Source organism: Paenibacillus sp. FSL P4-0081, from assembly GCF_000758565.1.
GTDB lineage: Bacteria > Bacillota > Bacilli > Paenibacillales > Paenibacillaceae > Paenibacillus_AQ > Paenibacillus_AQ phytohabitans.
The window spans coordinates 3037785-3059791 of record NZ_CP009280.1; the positions used below are offsets into that span (position 1 = coordinate 3037785).

The window sequence follows — 22007 nt, forward strand, 5'->3', positions numbered from 1 at the left end:
GTATAACCGATGTTTCGGCACGTTATATGGCAACCGATGGATATAGGATAGAAATGGTAGTGCCTTCCGGAAGGAAGCATGAAAGGGCGAAGCTGTCGACATTATGAATTCCAAATTTCAATACATATATATAAAGACTAGACACACCTGTGTCCGGTCTTTTTATTTTGTCCGGGAAAGGGGAATGCGGCAGTATCGTCCGGCAATGAACCCTAAGGGGGCCCTGTCAAAGGAAAGGAGGCGAGCAGCTCTGTCACCATAAGTATGATTTGGAAGCGTAAGGCGTTACGGATGGGGCTCGTCATGCGCTGCTGCCCGACCGGGCTCTAGCGTAATGAAAACGGCTATATGTCTTAGCAGATAGGAAGAAACTTAAAGCAGAGAGGGCGAGGAATAGAATGCCTGTCGGAATTGAAGCGTTGAATATCTATGGAGGCTCCGCCTTTCTGGACGTGCTGCAGCTGGCCAAGCATCGCGGATTGGATACAACCCGGTTCGACAATTTGATGATGAAAGAGAAGGCTGTCGCGCTGCCGTTCGAAGATCCGGTCACCTTCGGCGTGAATGCGGCGAAGCCGCTAGTTGATGCGTTGCCGCCGGAAGCAAAGGATCGGATTGAACTGCTTATCACCTGTACGGAATCAGGCATCGACTTCGGCAAGTCGATTAGCACCTATATACATCATTATTTGGGTCTGAACCGGAACTGCCGGTTATTCGAGATCAAGCAGGCCTGCTACTCAGGCATCGCTGGCCTGCAGACGGCCATCAGCTTCGTGCTGTCCCAAGCATCACCGGGTGCGAAGGCGCTCGTTGTCGCGACGGATATCTCCCGCTTCATGACTGTGGAGCCGGGGGAGGTGCTGACGGCTGATTGGTCGTTCGCCGAACCGAGTGCCGGGGCCGGCGCTGTTGCTGTGCTGGTCAGCTCCCGTCCGTATGTATTTCAGATCGACGTAGGGGCGAGCGGATATTACGGCTATGAAGTAATGGACAGCTGCCGCCCGGTTCCCGACAGCGAAGCCGGCGATGCCGACTTATCCTTGATGTCTTATCTGGACTGCTGCGAGCAGACATTCCGGGAGTACAAAAAAAGGGTGCCGGAAGCCGATTACAGGGAGACCTTTCAATATCTCGCTTTCCATACCCCTTTCGGGGGAATGGTGAAGGGCGCCCACCGTTCGATGATGCGGAAGCTGGCCCAGGCGAAGCCGCCTGAAATTGAAGCGGACTTCCAAAGGCGGGTTAGGCCCGGTATGGTGTATTGCCAGCGGGTAGGCAATATTATGGGCGCGACTGCACTGCTCTCGCTGGCGAGTACGATCGATCATGCAAGTCTCGATACGCCGGGCCGAATCGGCTGCTTCTCTTACGGCTCCGGCTGCTGCTCCGAATTTTTTAGCGGAGTTGCTTCAGCTAAGGGACAGGAGCTTCAGCGCGGTTTCATGATCGGCCAACAGCTCGATGAGCGTTATCCGCTATCGATTGACGAATATGAATCGTTGTTCCAGCCTGCGAACGCGCTTCGGTTCGGCACACGCAATCTGAAGATTGATCCGGAAGTACTGCCCGGCGCACTGAAGTCTGCAAGCGGGAGTGCACGCCTTGTTCTGGAGGAAATCCGTGAATATCACCGGGAATACAGGTGGACCTCATGAACTATGACACGATTAAGGTCCGGGTTGAGGGGCAGGTCTGTTATCTTCAGCTGTACCGTCCGGAAGCCGGCAATACGATAAACGACCGGTTGGTCGAAGAATGCTCACACGCGCTGGCGCAATGTGAGGAAAGTGCGTCGGTCATTGTACTGGAAGGCATGGACGGTATTTTCTGCACAGGTGCTGACTTCAAGGGTATACATGCGAAGCTGACGGCGGGGGAGCCGCTGGGGAATCGTCCGGAGCCTTTGTATGCCCTGTGGCAGAAGCTGGCGACAGGTCCATTCATTACGATTGCCCATGTCAGAGGCAAAGCGAACGCCGGAGGGGTAGGCTTCGCAGCCGCTTGCGATATCGTGCTGGCAGACGAGAAGGCGGAGTTCAGCTTGTCCGAGCTTCTGTTCGGGCTTTTTCCTGCTTGCGTATTACCGTTTCTCATTCGGCGGACGGGCTTTCAGAAGGCTCATTACATGACCCTCACAACGAAGCCGATTCCGGTACAGGAAGCGCATGCGTGGGGGATTGTGGACGGGTACGGCCCGGACAGCGAAATGCTGCTCCGCAGGCATTTACTCCGGCTCAAGAAGCTGCCGAAACCCGCGATTGCGCATTACAAAACCTATATGAACGAGCTGCGCGGGATATTGACGACATCCAAACCGTTAGCTTTGGCGGCTAACGAGAAGATTTTCGCGGACCCCCGGAATCTGGAGAAGATTTACCGCTATGTGGAGAAGGGACAATTTCCTTGGGAGGACGAATAATCTATGCTGACGATATTGAACGATTATAGTAATGGCTATGTAGCCATTCCCGTCATTGCAGCATGCAGCAAGCAGGGACTTTTCGCGGAGCTGTCCTTGACGGACCCGGTTTCTTTTCAGGAGCTTTCCGGGAAACTGAACGCCAACAAGGGTTTTTTACGCATCGCGCTGAACATGCTTGAATCGATGCATTGGGTGGAGAGAAGCGAAGGGGATGCTTATATCCGCACGGCTTCGGCCGATGTTCATGAACAGATGCGGGAGGAAGGCGTGCCGCTGTTGTCATTTCCGATGAAATCATATTTAAAAAGAAACCCATCCAAGCTCACACTGGAGCATTGGATCGAGCGGTCGGAGCGGCAGTGGGATATGCAGAACCCGGTCATGGCCCGGTTTATGGACGGCTTGCTAGTGATTCCGCTCCTCCTGGCACTGAAAGAAAACGGCCAGCTAAGCTACGGGCAAGACGGAAGCAACACGCTGCTGCTGAAGAACATGGGGGCGCGCACCCGTAAGGAGATTAAGCGTTACTTTTCACATCACGGCTGGCTGGCGCAAGTTAAGGAAGAGGATTGCCTGACTGATACGGGCCGCTTTATGGTGGACCGTATTTTCATTACCGCGGCGATGGCCGCCTACCGGCCGATGCTCATGAGTATGGACGAGATTCTGTTCGGGGATTCCAGGGCGGTCTTCGGACATGACGGGGAAGGGCATGAGCTGCATATCGACCGGACGTTGAATGTCGTGGGCAGCGGATTTCAGCATGAGAAATATTTCTCCGATATGGAGGAAATCGTCCTGGCGATATTCAACCGTGAGCCGCTCGCGGAGCAGCCGAAATATATCGCCGACATGGGATGCGGGGACGGCTCCCTGCTGAAGAAGATGCATGCCATCATCCGGGATAAAACGGTCCGGGGCCGGCATTTGCAGGAATATCCGCTTAAGCTGATCGGCATCGATTATAACGGGAAGGCGCTGGATGCGACAAGCCTGACCCTGCAGGGGACGGAGCATCTGGTACTCAAGGGCAATATTGGCGATCCGGCCCAGGTGATCCGGGATTTGAGGGAGCTGGGGATCGGGGACCCGGAGCATATTCTGCATGTCCGTTCGTTTCTCGATCATGACCGCCCCTACCTGCCACCGGCAGATCAGGTGTCGGCCGCTGCCCGCTCGCGGGTCCGTTTCGACCAGCCGTATACCGATTCGGAAGGGAATGAAATTCCGGGAACCGACGTGTTTCAAAGCCTGGTGGAGCATCTGGAACGCTGGGCATCCGTCATGGGTAAGGACGGTATAATCATCCTGGAGGTACACGGCCTGGAGACGCGGACTGTACGCGATTATATAAGTAAATGCGAAAGCTTGCATTTCGATGCCTACCACGCTTTCTCCCAGCAGCTTCTTGTAGGTGCAGAGCAGTTTCTAATGGCCGCATCCGAGGCGGGCTTGTTTCCGGATTCTAATTATTTCCGCAAATACCCAAAGACGATGCCCTTCGGCCGTATTACCTTGAACCGGTTCGAACGGAGAGACTATAGAATCCGGTATGCCCGTCTGGACGATATGCCGGCTCTAGAGGAGCTGGAGGAGGCATGCTGGGAGCCTGATCTACGGACGCCGCCCTCCTCCATCCTGAGCAGATGGGAGCAGGACCCGGCGGGTCAGCTTGTCCTTGAAGTGGATGGGAGAATAGCCGGAGCGGTGTACTCCCAGAGAATTGGAGCATCCGGGCAGCTGAGGCAGGCTTCCTTCGGCCGGTTGGAAGAGCTGCAAGAAGAGAATGGGCCGGTAGTCCAGCTGCTTGGACTGAACATTCTGCCAGGGATGCAGCACCGGAATTTGGGGGACCAGCTGCTGGAATTTATGCTGCTGCGATGCAGCCTGATTAGCGGAGTGCATACCGTAGCAGGCATTACCCGGTGCAAGAATTACTCGCGGAATACCGGGGTCCCGCTGGAGGATTATATCCGGCTGCGCAACGAGCATGGCAGCCCGGCGGACCCGAATTTAAGATTTCACGAATGGCATGGGGCGGAGATCAAGCAATTGATACCGGGCTACCGGCCGCTCGATACTGCGAACGAGGGTCAAGGCGTCTGGATCGAATACGATTTGCAGCACCGGCATCAGAAGCAGAAGCAGAAGCATAAGCATGCACAATCGCCTTCGCCTGAAGAATTGAAAGCGTTACCCGCGACGAAGATGCCGCTGCCGGCCAGAAATGTTCCATCCCGAAACGGCTTGATCCGCGACTACGTGACGAAGGTTATCGGTCTCGTCCTGGGGGGCGGTCAAGAATTCTCCATGGACCAGCCTTTGATGGAGATGGGACTGGATTCGGCGGATCTGCTGGAGCTGAACGAACGGATCAGCCACGAGTATTCTGTCCGATTGGAGCCGGCCTTTTTCTTTCAATATAATACGCCGCAGCTCATCGTTGCTTACTTGGAGGAGCAGGCTGCCGCCCGGGAGCCGCAAACCGAAGAGGAGGTTGCCGCTGTGAAGCCCGTTGATGCTCCGGATTGCACGGATAGCGGGAACCTGCGTCAAGCTGCTGCCGGGAAAGGCGAAGCGGCACCGGATAACGGTATCGCTATCGTTGCCGCCGCCTGCCGGTTTCCCGGAGGCGTGTCCAATCTGGAAGAACTGTGGGAGCTGCTGCAGGAAGGAAGAAACGCCGTCGGGCGTATGCCGGACGGCAGATGGGAGTGGCCGGATTCCGTCGATACGGCTCAATCCCATAGGGGGATCGATAGGGGCGGTTTTTTGGACGATATTTCGGGCTTCGATCCTTCGTTTTTCCGGATCTCCCCGAAGGAAGCCGAATGGATTGACCCGCAGCAGCGTCTGCTGCTTGAGCTTGCCTGGGAATGCTTCGAACACGCAGGTTATCCGGCCAAGGAGCTGGCCGGTAGCGATACGGGTGTGTTTATCGGGGCCAGCGGCTCTGATTATCAGAGGCTGCTGGATAAGCACGAGGTTTACTACGGACCCGGCGCTTCTATGGCGGCCCTGCCGAATCGCCTTTCGTATTATTTTAATCTGCATGGTCCGAGCCTGTTGATTGATACGGCCTGCTCCAGCTCGCTTGTAGCCATACATGAGGCCTTACGTTCCATGACTGATGGAGAATGCGGGCAGGCGCTTGTGGGCGGCATCCATCTGATGTGCCACCCGGCCAACAGCATCACCTATTACCAGGCGGGGATGCTGTCGAAGGACGGCGCCTGCCGCACGTTCGATGCCGAAGCGAACGGATACGTGCGCGGGGAAGGAGCCGGCATGGTGCTGCTGAAGCCGCTTGATCAAGCGCTGCAGGATCAGGATACCATCCTTGCCGTTATCAAAGGCACGGCTGTTAACCATGGAGGCCAGGCCGGCGGACTTACGGTTCCGAATCCGGCCAAGCAGGCCGATCTGGTAGCCGCCGCTCTTCTTAAGGCTGGCTTTGCTCCCGAAACGGTCGGCTATATCGAAGCGCACGGAACGGGCACTTCGCTCGGTGATCCGGTGGAGATCGGCGGCTTGAAGGAGGCGTTCACCAGGCTGTCCGGCGGTAAAACGGAGGATTCCCCGCAGCCTTACTGCGGTTTAGGCTCGATTAAGACGAATATCGGACATCTCGAGGGAGCTGCGGGGATCGCCGGGCTGCTTAAGCTTGTGGTCAGCATGCGGAACCGGAGTATTCCGGCTTCACTGCATTTTCATGTGCTGAATCCGCATTGCTCGCTGGACCAGTCCCCCTTCTTTGTTGCCTCGGAGCAGCAGTCCTGGCCTTTGCCGGATGGTCATCCGCTGCGTAGGGGAGGCGTCAGCAGCTTCGGGTCTGGAGGTACGAATGCCCATGTGCTGGTGGAAGAAGCGCCGGAGCGGAAGATTCTGTCCCCGCTGGACCGTACGCACGAACTGCTGTGCGTATCCGCTAAATCGGAGCAAGCGTTGCTGAACCGGGCGAGAGATTTACTGCTATGGCTCGAACGGAATGGAGGATCGTACCGGATCGCCGAAGTATGCGCCGCATTGCTGAACGGCAGGGAGCATTTCGCAGGGGCACGGGCCGCCTTCGTCGTTCAGAGCCGGGAAGACATGAAGGATAAGCTCGAGGCGCTGCTTGAAGGACGCGATTCGGGCGGGTATTTCAGTGCCGGGCACCTTGGTGTGAATGGGAAATTCCTCCGTCAACCGCTCTTCGAAGAGCTGGGAAAGGGCATTATCAGGGAAATAGAAACGGTACGGGGCGCGGCCCTGGAGAACGGCCTTCATGCGTTGGCGGAGCTGTACGCGGCAGGCTACGATCTTGATTGGCAGGCGATGTACGCCGGCGTTCCCGTTCCCCGGATTGGACTGCCGACCTACCCGTTCCAGCGGGAGCGGTATTGGATTGGTGACAGAAGGGGCAAAGTGGCCTCGGAGCAGCCGAAAGCGCCGGACACTGCGCCGGTTGGGTACGAGTCCGGTTCATACCCGGCGGTCTCCGCTCCGGCCTCGGCAAAGCAGCATGTAGAGCCGCAGACGGCTTCAACGGCTGACGCCCGCACGCAGGAAGTTTCGGAGCTGCGGGGGATAACAGCGTTGCGGCCGGTAACCGAATACGGGTCTAAGAGCACCGTACAAGCGGCAGACCGTTCCAGACCGTTCATCTCGCTCAAGCCTTCCTCCGAATTGCTGCCCCCTACTGCCGGAGCGTCCAGCAGCAGGGAACCGCAGCGCAGGCCGGACCTGTGCGAAGCCGGTAACGAGCACGTGTTACAGGAAGAACTGGCACTTAGCTTGGCTGAGGCGCTCTACATGAAGCGCAGCGAGATCGACCCGGGCGGGAAGTTCGTTGATTTCGGGCTGGATTCGATTATCGGGGTCGAATGGATTCAGACCCTTAACAAACGGTACGGCACGAAAATTCCGGCAACGAAAGTGTACGAGTATCCGACACTACGGGATTTTTCCGGGTATTTGGTTCAGCTGATATCCGCATCATCCGAGGGGCATATTGCTGATCTGCCGAAGGAAGAAGCGGTCCTTCACCCGCCGGTGTCCGCCCCATCCGCAGGGCCGTCAGATCTGCTGAAGCAGCTGGCTTTAAGCTTGGCGGAAGCTTTGTATATGAAGCCTGAAGAGATTGATCCTTCCCGGAAATTTGTTGATTTGGGGCTGGATTCGGTCATCGGCGTGGAATGGATTCAGACGGTTAACCGCCTGTTCGGTACAGCAATAACGGCAACCCAAATCTACGCCTATCCGACACTGTATGATTTTGCGGAATACGTACAGGAAACGCAGGCAGAAAAGGAAGGTCCGCCTAACGCGGGCACGGCTGAGGCCGAGCTGTCGGTCGACGAGATATTGGAAAAGGTATACACGGGGACGCTCGACAGCGGCCAAGCCGGTCATTACTTGCAGCAGCTTCGCTATACGGAAGCTTCAAAATAAACGATGGGAGTGCGATACGATGGTCTCGGTTGGAATCGAAGCGATGAATGTGTACGGCGGGTCAGCCAGCCTGGATGTTCTCGAGCTGGCCAAATTCCGCAGCCTGGACACCTCCCGGTTCGAGAATTTGCTGGTGAAGGAAAAAACGGTGGCGATGCCCTACGAGGATGCAGTTACGTTCGGCGTCAACGCCGCCAAACCGCTCCTCGATGATATGACACCGGAGGAGATCGGGCGGATAGAGCTGCTTGTGACTTGCACGGAATCGGGCATCGATTTCGGCAAATCGCTCAGCACCTACATCCATCATTATTTGGGCTTAAGCCGGAACTGCCGGCTATTCGAAATCAAACAGGCCTGTTATTCCGGTACAGCAGGATTCCAGATGGCCGTCAATTTCGTATTGTCGCAAACCTCGCCCGGAGCCAAGGCGCTGGTGATCGCGACGGACATCTCCCGGTTCTCGGCAGCTGACGCTGCCGAGGCCGAAGGGGCGGACTGGTCGTTCGCTGAACCGAGCGGAGGCTCCGGTGCAGCAGCGGTGCTGGTCGGCGAGAATCCGGCTGTATTCGAAGCCGATATCGGAGCGAACGGTTATTACGGATATGAAGTGATGGATACCTGCCGCCCTGTTCCGGATACGGAGGCGGGCGATGTGGATCTATCCTTGCTCTCCTACCTGGATTGCTGCCAGCAAACGTTCCAGGAATACAAAAAGCGGGTAATCGGCGCGGATTACCGGAGTACGTTCCAGTATCTGGCCAGCCATACGCCATTCGGCGGAATGGTCAAGGGTGCCCACCGCACCATGATGCGAAAGGAAGCGAAGGCGGGTCAAGCTGAAATCGAGGAGGATTTCCTCCGGCGTGTCATGCCGGGAATCAGCTATTGCCAGCGGGTAGGCAATATTATGGGTGCGACCCTGTTTCTGTCTCTCGCCGGCACCATCGACCAGGGCAGCTTCGAGACGCCGGGGCGAATCGGCTGTTTCTCTTACGGCTCGGGATGCTGCTCCGAGTTTTATAGCGGTGTCGTGACGGCGGAAGGCCAGCGGCGGCAGCGGCGTTTCGGCATCGAACGGGCGCTGGGCGAACGTTATCCGCTGTCAATGGCGGAATACGATGAGCTCTTGCGGGATACGCAGGCGATCAAATTCGGAACCCGTAATGCGAAGCCCCATTCACAGCTGATCCCGGAGGCTTGGCAGGCGCTGCGGGGCAAAGGCCGGCTGGAGCTTGTGCAGGTCCGGGATTATCACCGTGAATACAGCTGGGGGGGCTGATGGCAATGTTCTCTTCGGTCGTTCGGCTGGATGAAGCGGAAGCAGGCATTTTCCAAATTACGATGGAGGACCGTGCTAACCGGAATATGTTCTCCGGAGAGCTGATCGCCGGGCTGCGGTCGGCCTTTGCGGAGATCGATGCCAATCCGGACGGCAAAGCGGTCATTCTGACCGGATACGATAGCTACTTCGCCTCCGGCGGTACCCGTGAGTCACTGCTAAGCCTTCATGAAGGCCGCGCCCGGTTCACCGATCTCGATGTGTACAGCCTGGCCTTAAATTGCAAAATTCCGGTGATATCCGCCATGCAGGGTCACGGAATTGGCGGCGGATTCGTGCTCGGGTTATTTTCAGATATAGTCATTCTTAGTTTGGAAAGCGTATACAATACGAATTTTATGAAATACGGCTTTACGCCCGGCTTCGGCTCCACGCTGATCGTACCCCGTAAGCTGGGCATGAGCCTGGCGCAGGAAATGCTCCTCAGCGCAGGCAGCTATCGGGGCGCGGAGCTGCAGAGAAGAGGTATTCCGTTCCCTGTACTGCCAAGGAATGAAGTGCTGGAGCATGCGTACGGCGTAGCCAGACAGTTAGCGGAGAAACCAAGAATATCCTTAATAACGCTCAAAGACCATTTGACCGCTTCTTTGCGCAGGGAGCTTCCGGAAGTTGTGCAACAGGAGCTTGACATGCACACCAAGACGTTCTTTCAGGATGAAGTGCGGGACCGGATTATGAACTTGTTCGGGAATTGAATTTATGGCAAAAGAGGGAATGCCGATGAATGCGGAACAGATATTGCAGGCGCTGATGCGAAAGGAAATCCGGCCGGATGAAGCCAAGGCGCTTCTGGCATCCGGCAAAGGACAGACAGCCGCAGCCGAATCGTATACGAACATAGACGGGCGGCGGAATAAGCCTGCGGACCGGACGGTTGCCGGCCGGGAAGCCATCGCGATTGTCGGAATGTCCGGCAAATATCCGGAGGCTGACGATTTGCCGCAGTATTGGGACAATTTGTCGGCGGGAAGGAATTCCGTCAAGGAGATTCCCCCGTCACGCTGGAATACCGGCAACTACTACAATCCGCATCCTCAAAAAGGAAAAATATATGCCAAATGGCTGGGAATGCTCGAAGACTTTGCGGATTTCGATCCGCTCTTTTTTCATATATCGCCGACGGAAGCGGAATGGATGGATCCGCAGCACCGGTTGTTTTTGCAGGAAGGGTACAAGGCGTTTGAAGACGCCGGATATAGCCCGCAGCGGCTGGACGGCATGAAGTGCGGTCTATATCTCGGCATCATGAGCAGCGAATATGGGGCGCTGTGCAGAGAGAGAGGAAAGGCGGACATGTCTTCCGGCTTTGGCTTTGCCCATACGACGGGAAGCAGCCACGCCATAGCGGCCGCCCGCTTGGCTTATTACCTGAACCTGAAGGGGCCGGCGATTCCGATTGATACGGCTTGTTCCTCCTCGCTTGTTGCTGTTCATTTGGCCTGCCAGGCGTTATTGAACCGGGAAATCGATATGGCACTGGCCGGCGGCGTGAGCTTATATTTGACCCCGGAAACGTACGTTTCGATGTGCGATGCGGGCATGCTCTCACCTGACGGGCAGTGCAAAGCCTTCGATAACAGTGCCAACGGGTTCGTACCCGGCGAAGGAGTCGGCGCCATCGTCCTGAAACGGCTGGGAGACGCAGAGGCGGACGGTGACTCCATTCATGGTGTCATTCTCGGATCGGGCATCAACCAGGACGGGAGAACGAACGGCATCACCGCGCCGAGCTTGAGCAGCCAAATGGAGCTTGTGCGGGATATCTATGAGAAATACGGCATTGATCCGGAAAGCATCGGTTATGTGGAGATGCACGGAACCGGCACCAAGCTGGGCGATCCGATCGAGCTTGAGGCAATATCGGCCGTATTTAAGGGACGAACGAACCGTAAAGGCTATTGCGCTATCGGCTCCGTGAAAAGCAATATTGGCCATACATCCGGGGCAGCCGGCATCGCCGGCATCCAGAAGGCCGTGCTGCTTATGCGTCACAAGAAGCTCGTCCCGACGCTGCACTACCGGGTGCCGAATGAGCATTATTCCTGCGAAGATTCGCCGTTCTATGTGAATACGGAGACGAAGGACTGGGAGAGCCGCGAAGGTGCGCCGCGCCGCACGGCGGTCAGTTCGTTTGGCTTCAGCGGAACCAATGCCCATCTTGTCCTTGAGGAATATACCGACAAGAGACCTTCCGCCGGGACGGGCGTTCAGCCGTTGTTCGTGCTGTCTGCCAAAAGCGGTGAGCAGCTGGCGGACTGCGCCCGAAGCCTGGCTGTTGTGGTCGCTTCCCGGGAGCAGATCGATTTGGCCGATGTTGCCTATACGCTGCAGACTGGCCGTGATGCAATGGACGTACGGCTTGCTTTTCAGGCGGATTCCAGAAAAGCGGTTATTGATGCATTGAACAGTTACCTGTCTGCTGGCGGGGGAGACGGTATGATTACAGGCCGCGCACTCACCGACCGGCGCCTGCTGGAGCAGGAGCTGACACCCCTGATGAACCGCTGTATCCGGCAAAAGAAGGCGAAGCCGGCGCTTGAGCTGTGGGTGCAAGGGGCGGCGGCGGACTGGGACGCATGGTATGGGGACCGCAAGCCCCGGAGGATCAGCCTGCCGACGTATCCGTTCCTGAAGGAACGGTATTGGCTGCCGCCTGTACAAGGTGCCGGGGGCATCGCGGCGGCGGAACAGCACCGGCAGGAGGTGCAGCGTAATGGCGAAGACGCGCATGCGGGGCGCAGCCTGCGGATGCTGCGGAAGGAATGGGAGCCTTGCCCTCTCCGTGCAGAGCCGGGCAGCAACCGTGGAACGGTCGCCATTCTGGCGTCGGAGGAGACGAAGCCATTAGCGCTGCTGCTGTCGCATAAGCTTGCTCCGGCCCGGATCATCTGCCCCGAGCAGCTGTGCGGCGAGCTGGACAAGCCCGCACCGGAGCAAGCGGCCTATTCGGGTCTCATTGATTTAATCGGCTGCGGGAAGCAGCGGAGCGGTGAGGCGGAAGACTGGATAACCTGGCTTCAGCGGCTGGTCGAATTCGGGAGCCGGGACGGTCTGACGCTGATCTGCGTAACCCGGGGGCTGGAGGCGGAGAATGGCCCGGCCAATCTGCCGGGTGCTGTGCGGGCCGGCTTGTACCGGATGCTGCAGAGCGAATACAGTCATCTTCGTTCAAGGCATGTCGACTTCGGGCCGGATTGCGGTGAGCCTTTTATGGCGGAGACGATTGCCGCCGAGCTGCTGGCGGATAGTGAGGAGGCCGAGGTGCGCTACCTAAGCGGGACGCGGTACCGCGCCTGCTTGGGTGAGCTGCCTATGGATAGCGGAGAAGCTACGCCCGTCTCGTTTCCGGAAGGGCAAACGCTGTGGATTACCGGGGGTACCCGCGGCATAGGGGCGCTCTGTGCGAAGCACTTCGTCAACCGCCGGGGTGTTAGGCGGCTGGTGCTGACGGGGCGGGAAGCATTTCCGCCCCGTCAGCAGTGGGAGGCATATGAGGCGGACGCAGACAGCGCGATCGGGCGGAAAATCCGGGCCGTAAAAGAGCTCGAGGCACTGGGGGCCGAGGTGAAAGTGCTGTCCCTTGATCTGACCGATGAGGAGGCGGTACGCCGCTGCTTCGATGAAGTCAGAGCCGCCTGGGGCCGGATCGGCGGCGTGCTTCATTGCGCCGGGATCGTCGATCAGGAGACGCCGGCGTTTATCCGGAAATCAGGCAGCGGCATCCGGGAGGTGCTGGCTCCAAAAACAGCGGGGCTGGATGTATTGCTCCGCTGCATGAAAAGCGAGCCGCTGCAGTTCTTCATGCTGTTCTCGTCCGTGTCGTCCATTGTGCCGGCGCTTGCATCCGGACAGAGTGATTATGCAATGGCGAATGCTTATATGGATTACGCGGCACAGGCATGGCGCGGGGAAATCCCGGTTGTCAGCGTCCAGTGGCCCAATTGGAAGGAAACGGGCATAGGCGAAGTGAAGAGCCGGATCTATCGGCAAAGTGGTCTGCTGTCGCATACGAATGACGAAGGCTTAAGGCTGCTGGATCGTATTCTAGCCCGGGGCCTTGGACCGGTCGTGCTGCCGGCCGTCATCGATCCGCAGCGCTGGAAGCCGGAACAGCTGCTGCTGCGCAGCCTGGGAAGCGGGCAGGGGGAACCGCAGTCTCAGCCTGTGCGGCAGGGGACGGCCCATAATAACGGACAAGACGGGAGAGAAGGCCTTCTGTATTCCGCGTCGGCACTCTTGACCGGCATCTTTGCGAAGGAACTGAAGCTTGCACAGTCGCGGCTTGATCCCGATACGCCGTTCACCGAATACGGCGTCGATTCCATAATGCTTGCCCAGGTGCTGCGGACCGTACGGCAGTCGGCCGGCATTGATCTGGACCCGTCGGTACTATATGAATATCCGACTATCCGCCTGCTGTCGGAATGGCTGGCGGATAAACACGGCGCATCGTTCTCCCTGGGGGCAGCAACGAATCCGGAAGAAGAAGCTTCGGATAAGGACAAGGGTATTCTCGGAGCGACGCTAAACGGCCGGGAGAAGCAGCCGGTTCAACCGACTCCCGCACCAAAGGCAGACCCCGTTCCTGCCACGGCAGTGAGGACAGGAACGGGGCCGGCCGATATCGCGGTCATCGGCCTGTCCTGCCGTTTCCCGGGAGCGGAGACACCGGACGGCTACTGGCGGCTATTGTCAGAGGGAAGGTCGGCGATCCGAACGGTAACCCGGGATAACTGGACGGGTGGAGCAGCTGATTATGCAGGGCTGCTTGACTGTTCGCGCACGATGCCTGCATCACATTTCCGCCTGTCCGAGGAAGACGCGAACGCGATGGACCCTCAAGCGCTGCTGCTGCTCGAGGAGAGCCTGAAGGCATGGCATCATGCAGGCTATGTGCCGGAGGAGATCAAGGAGCGCAGCATCGGAGTCTATATCGGCGCGCGGAGCCGGCATGAGCCGGACGAAGCCAGCCTGCTCCAGGCCCGGAATCCGATTCTGGCGGTCGGAACGAACTATTTGGCGGCTAACATTTCGCAATATTTTGACCTTCGGGGTCCGAGTGTGGTCTTGGATACGGCCTGCTCGTCGGCGCTCGTCGGCTTGAACGTGGCGGTACAGGCACTGCTTGCCGGCGAGATCGAATGCGCGCTTGTCGGCGGTGTCAGTCTGCTCGTATCCGATAAATCGCACCGGCTGTTCCGGCAGCGCGGCATCCTGAGTCCTGAGCCGCAATTCCATATCTTCGACGGGAAAGCGAGTGGCGTGGTGCTGTCGGAAGGAGCAGGAATCGTACTGCTTAAGCCTGTAGCGCAAGCGCTGATAGACGGAGACCGGATTTATGCGGTCATTAAGGGAGTTGCCGTGAACAATGACGGACGGACAGCGGGACCGGCCGCGCCGAATTATACGGCGCAGACAGAAGTGATGCGCCAGGCACTGGCCCGGAGCGGCAAGCAGCCGGAGGAGATCGGCTACATCGAAGCGAACGGGTCAGGATCGGAGGTGAACGATCTGCTGGAGCTGAAGGCGACCCAAGCCGTGTACCGCAAGGCAGGCGGACCGCCTCTTTGCATCGGGTCTGCCAAGCCCAACATTGGACATCCGCTGTGTGCAGAAGGCATCGCCGGCTTGATTAAGCTTGTCTTGATGCTGGACCGCCGGGGGTATGTTCCGTTCCTGTCCGGCCATACGCCGATGAAGCATTTCGATATCGGCGCTTCGCCTTTTTATTTCAGCAGGGAGCATCAGGAGTGGGCGGGTCCCCGTACCGCAGCGCTGAACTGTTTTGCGGACGGAGGCACGAACGCGCATATCATCCTCGAAGGCTGGGAGGAGCTTCGCGGGCCGGATGCGCTCCGCCGTCCGCTGCCGCTGCCGGCTATGGAGCCGGATGGAGGGCCGGGCGCCACCACCGGGCTTGAGGGGACTGACGATTCGCAGCCGGGTGAAGCGGAGAGCGAACCGATCATCTGGGAATCGTACGCCTAAAGGAGGATCACGAATGAAGAAGCAGCTGGTCTTTAATCAAAATAATCCGATGATTCGGCATCATCAGGTCTGCGGACAATCGCTTCTGCCAGGCCAGGCCTATATCGATATACTGTATCAAATCTTCCGGAAGTACAAATACCGGTTCAACGAGCTTGAACTGCGGAATCTGTCCATCCATCAGCCATTGACCGCCCGGCCCGGCGAGGATATTGTACTCACCATCCAGGTGACGGAAACCGCGGAAGGCCGCTGGGCGGTACGCTTCGGGGGCGAGAGCCGGCGTAGCGGAATATCCTCCGGTGAGGAAATTTTATATGCAGCGGCAGAAATGCACCGGATCGGGCCGGTACTGTTCGATGATAAGCTCTATCCGGACGAATACAAGTCGGCCCCGGCACGTTCCCGGGATCTGGGCAGGATGTACGAGGAGTGGACGCAGCGCGGCGTCTTGCATACCGGTTTCATGAAAGCTGCGGGAACGTTATGGGAAACAGACAAAGCCTATATCATGGAAACGGCTGTCAGCGAGGAGGCGCTACTGACGGCGGACAAATTTATGTTCCATCCCGTACTCCTGGACGGAAGCGGGGCCGGGATTCTCGGAGGCTTATTCTCGGATGGATTACAGACCGGGAAAGGTCTGCTGCTGCCGTTATTTTACGAATCGTTCCGCGCTTCGGGACTGCTGCAGACCGGCTGTGCCGCCAAGGTACTCTCCTCGTCCGTCCAACAAAGGGGAGAGCTGCTGTCGATGACGATCAGTTATTACGATAATCAAGGGAGTAAAGTAGCTGAGCTGACGAACTTCACAATGAAGCTGATTCGCCAAGACAATACAGGAGCGGAAATTATTATCGGGGAGTCTCGCCCGGACGGACAACAGCAGCAGAGCCATGCGGCGGGGGCAGCGGCAGCGCTGAAGCTCGTGCGGAAGCTTCTGGCGGAACAGCTGCAGAAGACGGAAGAGGAGCTGAATCCCCATGCCGGCTATTACGAGCTGGGTCTGAATTCGGCAGGCCTGCTTGCCATTGCGAACGCCATCGAAAATGAGATCGGAGACGCTGTGCCGCCAACGCTGCTGTTCGAGCATACGACGGCCGTGCAGCTGGCCGACTATTTGGCATCGGCCTATTCTGGTTGTTTTGGCAGGAAGGAAACGTACGGGAAGGTGGCGTACGAGAAGGAAACGTACGGGAAGGATACGTACGGAAACATCCCGTTTTTCAGGTCCGCCGGCGAGCCGCAAGGCCGGGAACAAGCGGCAGCGAACGCCCTGCCGTCGCCAGATGCCGGTGCAGACGGTGACATTGCTATTATCGGGATGGCCGGAAGGTATCCCGATGCGGACGGGCTAGCCGCCTTTTGGGACAATTTGAAGTCGGGCAAGGATAGTATCCGCCAGGTTCCGTCCACCCGCTGGCAATGGGAAAGCTATAAGGATATTGTTTCGCCTTCGGGCAAGCCGGTGTCCCGCTGGGGCGGCTTTATCGACGATCCGGATTGCTTTGACCCGCAATTTTTCCGGATCTCCCCAAGGGAAGCGGAGACTATGGATCCTCAGGAACGTTTGTTTTTAACGGTCTGCTGGGAAACGGTTGAGGATGCGGGATATACACCGGGTACGCTCGTTCAACCCCGGGGCCGCCATAAGCGGCAGCCGGTCGGTGTATTTGCCGGTGTGATGCATAAGGACTATGCAATGCTTGGAGCGGAAGAGGCGGCGAAGGGCAATAGGTTTCCTTTGTCGCTCAATTATGCGCCGATTGCTAACCGGGTCTCTTATTTTTGCAATTTCCACGGTCCCAGCATGACCATCGATACAGTATGCTCCTCTTCACTGACGGCGGTTCATCTGGCGGCTGAGAGCATCCGGCACGGAGAGTGTGAGGTTGCATTGGCAGGGGGCGTGAATCTGTCCCTGCATCCGAATAAATACGTATCCTACGGCCTGATGGATATGCATGCCAGCGACGGCCGGTGCCGTACATTCGGCGAGGGCGGGGACGGCTACGTGTCCAGTGAAGGCGTCGGCGCCGTGCTGCTCAAGCCTCTTCGGAAGGCGGTCCGGGACGGAGACTCTATTTATGCTGTTATTAAAGGCAGCGTCATCAATCATGTAGGTACGGTCAGCGGAATTACGGTGCCCAGTCCGGTCGGCCAGGCTGAATTGATCAGCGAATGCCTGGACAAAACGGGCATCGACGCGCGGACTATCTCTTATATCGAGGCGCACGGGACGGGGACGTCACTTGGCGATCCGATTGAAATGCAAGGGCTTGTCAAGGCGTTCAGGGATTACACATCCGACACCGGGTTTTGCTCAATCGGTTCGGTCAAGTCCAATATCGGACATGCGGAATCGGCAGCCGGCATCGGCGGGCTGCACAAAGTAATTTTGCAGCTGTACCACGAGAAGCTGGTGCCCTCACTCCATGCGGAGGAGCCGAATCCGTATATTGATTTTGCCGGCTCACCTTTTTATATTCAGCGGACATTGAAGCATTGGGAGCGGCCGAAGGCCGTTATCGGCGGCAAGGAGACGGTCTTCCCGCGGCGCGCTGGTATCAGCTCGTTCGGGGCGACCGGATCGAATGCCCATATCATCCTTGAAGAATACATGCCGGAACCGGACATGGTGAAGCCAGTAAACGCAGCAGGCCTTGAGCCGGGAGAACGGCTATATTTGATACCGCTGTCAGCCAAAAATAAGGAGCGTCTGCAAGCTTATGCCGCCAAGCTGGCTGCTTTTCTGCAAGCCTCCTTGCCTGAACAGAAGGCGGCAGCGGGCGGGAAGCAGCATGGCGCCGCTATTCTGGAAACGGCTGAGCACCGGGTATGCAGCATCGTCTCGGACATCATTCAGATGAAGGACGGAATCATCGATGCGGAGCAGGACTGGTCCGAATACGGACTGGAGCCGGTCCATTTCATCCAGCTTCACGATAAATTAAAGACTGCCTTCGGCATAGAGCTCGGCAGCGAGACGATCCTGGCGCTTCGTTCGGCTGCCGCCGTGGCGAAACGGATTGCCGAAGGGACGGCGGGTATAGAAGAGGAAGACGCTTCACCCGCCGTTGAAAAGTCCGGAGGTTCAGGCCGACTGGATGCAGAGAACCTTGAAGCTATAGCCTATACACTGCAAGTGGGACGCGAGCCGATGAACGATCGCGTGATTTGCGTTGCCCGCAGCAGCCGGGAGCTGATCCTTCAGCTCGAACAAATTGCGCAGGGGAAAGAGAATATCGCATCGGTGTTCCGGGGGGCGGTCAAGCCAAGCAGCGAGCTGGCTTCCGTATTCCGGGCGGATGAAGATTTCGGCGAGCTGCTGCAGCGGTGGCTGAGCAAAGGACAGCTGGAAAAAATCGCGCAGCTTTGGGTAAACGGCGTCGGTATTGAATGGAAAAAGTTGTATGGGAGCAATGTTCCGAAACGGCTCAGCTTGCCGTCTTATCCGTTCGCGAAGGAACGGTACTGGCTGCCTTCAATGGCTGTTCCAGACGATCATGCAGTTGGACAACAGGGATGGCCGCCTATGTCTGCCCGCCGTGATGGCGGGGCTCTACCGGCCGAGCGGAGCATGCGGATGCTGCAAAAGCAGTGGGAGCTGTGTCCGCCGCAGGTATCTATCCGCAGCCTGTCCGGAGCTGTGGCTATTCTCACGACGGAGGAGACAAGACCGCTTGCTCTCCGGCTTGCCCGGCAGTTGCCAGCTGCCCGGATACTGGGCTCCGAAGAGCTTCGCTCTGAGCTGGATGAGCATGTCTACTCATACGTCGTCGACTTGACCGGCTGTGGGAAAGAACAGACTGACGAGCCGGATGGCTGGATTCCCTGGCTTCAGCGGCTGATAGAGCAAGGGACGCGTGACGGCATGATGCTTCTGGGCGTGACCACGGGTCTGGAAGCAACGCATGGGCAGAAGCAGGGCCCGGTCAATCTGGCCGGGGCTATGCGGGCGGGTTTATACCGGATGCTGCAGAGTGAATACAGCCACCTGCGTTCGCGCCACGTCGACTTCGCGCCGGATTGCGGCGGGCACGTTATGGCGGAGACGATTGCGGCTGAGCTGCTGACAGACAGCGAAGATGCCGAGGTGCGCTATCTAAAAGGGATGCGGTACCGCGCCTGCCTGGCTGAGCTGCCTAAGGATTGCGGAGAAGAGGCGCCCGGCCCGTTTCCGGAGGGGCAAACGCTATGGATTACAGGAGGCACCCGCGGCATTGGGGCCTTATGCGCGAAGCATTTTGTCAGAAGCCGGGGTGTACGCAGGCTGGTGCTGACTGGACGCGAAGCCATTCCGCCCCGCGAACAGTGGGATGACTATACGGCGGACGAGGCCAGTCCGACCGGGCAGAAAATACGGATGGTCCGCGAACTGGAGTCGCTCGGGGCTCAGGTGAAGGTGCTGGCCCTTGATATGACCGACGAGGCGGCCGTACGCCGCTGCATAAGCGAGGTGAAGGCGGCCTGGGGCGGGGTCGGCGGCGTGCTTCATTGCGCCGGACTGGGCAATTTGGACACGCCGGCATTTATCCGCAAATCAGGCGGCAGGATGGAAGAGGTGTGGGCGCCGAAAGTGAAGGGCCTTAATGTCTTATACCGCTGCATGAGAGAGGAGCCCCTGCAGTTTTTTGTGCTGTTCTCGTCGGTGTCAGCGATCGTGCCGACACTGGCGGCGGGGCAGAGCGATTATGCGATGGCTAATGCGTATATGGATTACGCCGCACAGGCATGGAGCGGGGAATGCCCGGTGGTCAGCATCCAGTGGCCGAGCTGGAAGGAGACGGGCCTCGGCGAGGTTAAGAGCCGTGCTTATGAACAGACGGGAATGCTTACGCATACGGATTCCGAGGGCTTACTGATGCTGGACCGTATTTTGTCCGGCGGCCTGGGACCGGTTGTGCTGCCGGCCGTGGTCGATCCCCGGCGCTGGAAGCCGGAGAGGCTGCTGCTGCGCAGCCTGCGTGAGCTGGGGGACGCCCGGATTGAGGCAAGGAAGCCTGTGCCGCAAGAAGAGCGGGATGCAGAAAGTGTGCTGCCGGTGGTACGGTCATTCGTAACAGGCGTGTTCGCGAAAGAGCTGAAGCTTAACCCGCTGCGGCTTGATCCCGACCTGCCTTTTGCCGAATATGGCGTGGATTCCATTATGCTGGCGCAGGTGCTGCGAATCATTAAGCAGGGGGCCGGCACTGAGCTGGACCCGTCAATCCTGTATGAACACCCGAGCATCCGTTCCTTATCGGCGTGGCTTGCAGACAATCACGGTGATTCGTTCGCTGCTCACAGCGGGGAAGCGATGGAGCTGCCGGGCCAAGGGGACACCCGCCTGTTTCAACCGGCTGCCGCTTTGAAGCAGCTGCCGGTACCGTTATCAGGACCGCTGCCGCAGACTGCTGCCGCAGGCCGAATGATAGATTCGGGCACGGATGCGCCGAATATCGCGGTTATCGGCTTGTCCTGCCGCTTTCCCGGAGCGGAGACGCTGGACGACTACTGGCGCCTGCTGTCAGAGGGAAGCTCCGCCATCCGCCTTGTTCCGGCGGGGCGCTGGCCGGGGCCGGAGCTATATTATGCCGGTCTGCTCGGCCGGCCGCAGGCGATGCCGGCTTCTGTATTCCGTTTATCGAATGAAGATGCGCAAGCGATGGACCCGCAGGCGCTGTTGCTGCTCGAAGAAAGCCTCAAGGCATGGCATCATGCAGGCTATACGCCGGAGGAGATCAAAGAGCGTTCAGTTGGCGTATACATCGGTGCGCGCAGCAAGCATGATCCTGATGAAGCAAGTCTGCTTCAAGCCCGGAATCCGATTCTGGCGGTCGGGTCGAATTATTTGGCCGCCAACATTTCGCAGTATTTCGATCTCCACGGTCCGAGTCTCGTCCTGGATACCGCCTGCTCTTCGGCGCTTGTCGGCCTCAATCTGGCGGTCCAGGCCTTGCGCAGCGGAGAAATCGAATGTGCGCTTGTCGGCGGAGTCAGCCTGCTGACCTCCAGTAAGATACACCGGCTGTTTCAGCAGCGGGGCATCTTAAGCCCGGAGCCGAACTTTCACGTGTTTGACAGCCGCGCGCAGGGCGTGGTGTTGTCGGAAGGAGCGGGAGTCGTGCTGCTCAAGCCTGTAGAGCAGGCGGTTAAGGACGGGGACCGGATCTACGCAGTCATAAAAGGAACCGCCGTGAACAATGACGGGAGGACGGCAGGTCCTGCCGTGCCGAACCTGCAGGCACAGAAGGAAGTGATGCGCCAGGCGCTGGCCAGAAGCGGCAAACGGCCGGAGGAGATCGGTTACATCGAGGCGAACGGCTCCGGATCGGTAGTGACCGATCTGCTGGAGCTGAAGGCAATTCAGGCCGTGTACCGCAAGGACGGCGGAGTGCCGCTTGGCATCGGGTCGGTCAAGCCGAATATCGGTCATCCTTTATGTGCAGAAGGAATTGCCGGATTGATCAAGGTGGTGCTGATGCTGAATCATGGAGAGCAAGTTCCGTATTTGTCCGGCCAAAGGCCGATGAAGCACTTTGATATCGAAGCGTCACCTTTCTATTTCAGCAGGGATTGCGCCGAATGGCCGGGCCGCAGAACCGCTGCGCTGAACAGTTTTGCAGACGGAGGCACGAACGCGCATGTCATCATGGAGAGCTGGGAGGAGCTGCGCGCACCGAGTGCCGTCCGCCGTCCGCTTCCGTTGCCGGAGGAGGCCATTGAACAGCATGCCGGCGCAGGCGCGGTTAAGCCGAACTGGTGGCTGAAGCAGACCAAAGCGGCTGATGAGATTCGAGGATGAGCAGAGAGATTAAGACTGGAGGGTTAAGCGGG

7 protein-coding genes are annotated in these 22007 nt (G+C 58.1%); all 7 read left to right on the forward strand.

What is annotated here, in order from left to right; all coding sequences use genetic code 11:
* Positions 1-398 precede the first annotated feature (398 nt).
* Genes P40081_RS12705 through P40081_RS12735 form a run of 7 tightly spaced genes read left to right on the forward strand, consistent with a single transcriptional unit; the run spans position 399 to position 21975 of the window.
* Entirely contained in the window at positions 399-1658 is a 1260-nt protein-coding gene (locus tag P40081_RS12705) for a hydroxymethylglutaryl-CoA synthase family protein (protein WP_042135866.1), read from the forward strand.
* Positions 1655-2422 carry an enoyl-CoA hydratase/isomerase gene (locus P40081_RS12710; protein WP_042135868.1) on the forward strand — a complete coding sequence of 256 codons (768 nt, stop codon included), beginning with the start codon at positions 1655-1657 and terminating at the stop codon, positions 2420-2422. The genes P40081_RS12705 and P40081_RS12710 overlap by 4 nt, the downstream gene beginning before the upstream one ends.
* A 3-nt stretch (positions 2423-2425) precedes the next feature.
* The gene (locus tag P40081_RS12715; RefSeq protein ID WP_052421794.1) at positions 2426-7858 is read left to right on the forward strand and encodes an AprA-related methyltransferase; all 5433 of its coding nucleotides are present in this window, start codon (positions 2426-2428) and stop codon (positions 7856-7858) included.
* A gap of 19 nt (positions 7859-7877) precedes the next feature.
* On the forward strand, positions 7878-9140 hold the full coding sequence (locus P40081_RS12720; RefSeq protein ID WP_042135870.1) for a hydroxymethylglutaryl-CoA synthase family protein: 1263 nt from the start codon (positions 7878-7880) through the stop codon (positions 9138-9140).
* Positions 9141-9145: 5 nt separating this feature from the next.
* Positions 9146-9895: a polyketide synthase gene (locus tag P40081_RS12725; RefSeq protein WP_042141021.1), complete on the forward strand. Its 750-nt coding sequence runs from the start codon at positions 9146-9148 to the stop codon at positions 9893-9895.
* A gap of 4 nt (positions 9896-9899) precedes the next feature.
* A complete protein-coding gene (locus P40081_RS39315) occupies positions 9900-15188 on the forward strand; it encodes a type I polyketide synthase (protein WP_231575342.1) in 5289 nt (1762 codons plus the stop codon).
* 13 nt (positions 15189-15201) lie between these two features.
* Positions 15202-21975, forward strand: coding sequence for a beta-ketoacyl synthase N-terminal-like domain-containing protein (locus P40081_RS12735; RefSeq protein ID WP_052421796.1), 6774 nt, complete (start codon positions 15202-15204; stop codon positions 21973-21975).
* The last annotated feature ends 32 nt before the right edge of the window (positions 21976-22007 follow it).

Excerpts from the sequence above, each read along its gene's own strand:
- P40081_RS12705 (WP_042135866.1), top strand. The coding sequence starts at position 399 with ATGCCTGTCGGAATTGAAGCGTTGAATATCTATGGAGGCTCCGCCTTT.
- P40081_RS12710 (WP_042135868.1), top strand. The coding sequence starts at position 1,655 with ATGAACTATGACACGATTAAGGTCCGGGTTGAGGGGCAGGTCTGTTAT.
- P40081_RS12715 (WP_052421794.1), top strand. The coding sequence starts at position 2,426 with ATGCTGACGATATTGAACGATTATAGTAATGGCTATGTAGCCATTCCC.
- P40081_RS12720 (WP_042135870.1), top strand. The coding sequence starts at position 7,878 with ATGGTCTCGGTTGGAATCGAAGCGATGAATGTGTACGGCGGGTCAGCC.
- P40081_RS12725 (WP_042141021.1), top strand. The coding sequence starts at position 9,146 with ATGTTCTCTTCGGTCGTTCGGCTGGATGAAGCGGAAGCAGGCATTTTC.
- P40081_RS39315 (WP_231575342.1), top strand. The coding sequence starts at position 9,900 with ATGGCAAAAGAGGGAATGCCGATGAATGCGGAACAGATATTGCAGGCG.
- P40081_RS12735 (WP_052421796.1), top strand. The coding sequence starts at position 15,202 with ATGAAGAAGCAGCTGGTCTTTAATCAAAATAATCCGATGATTCGGCAT.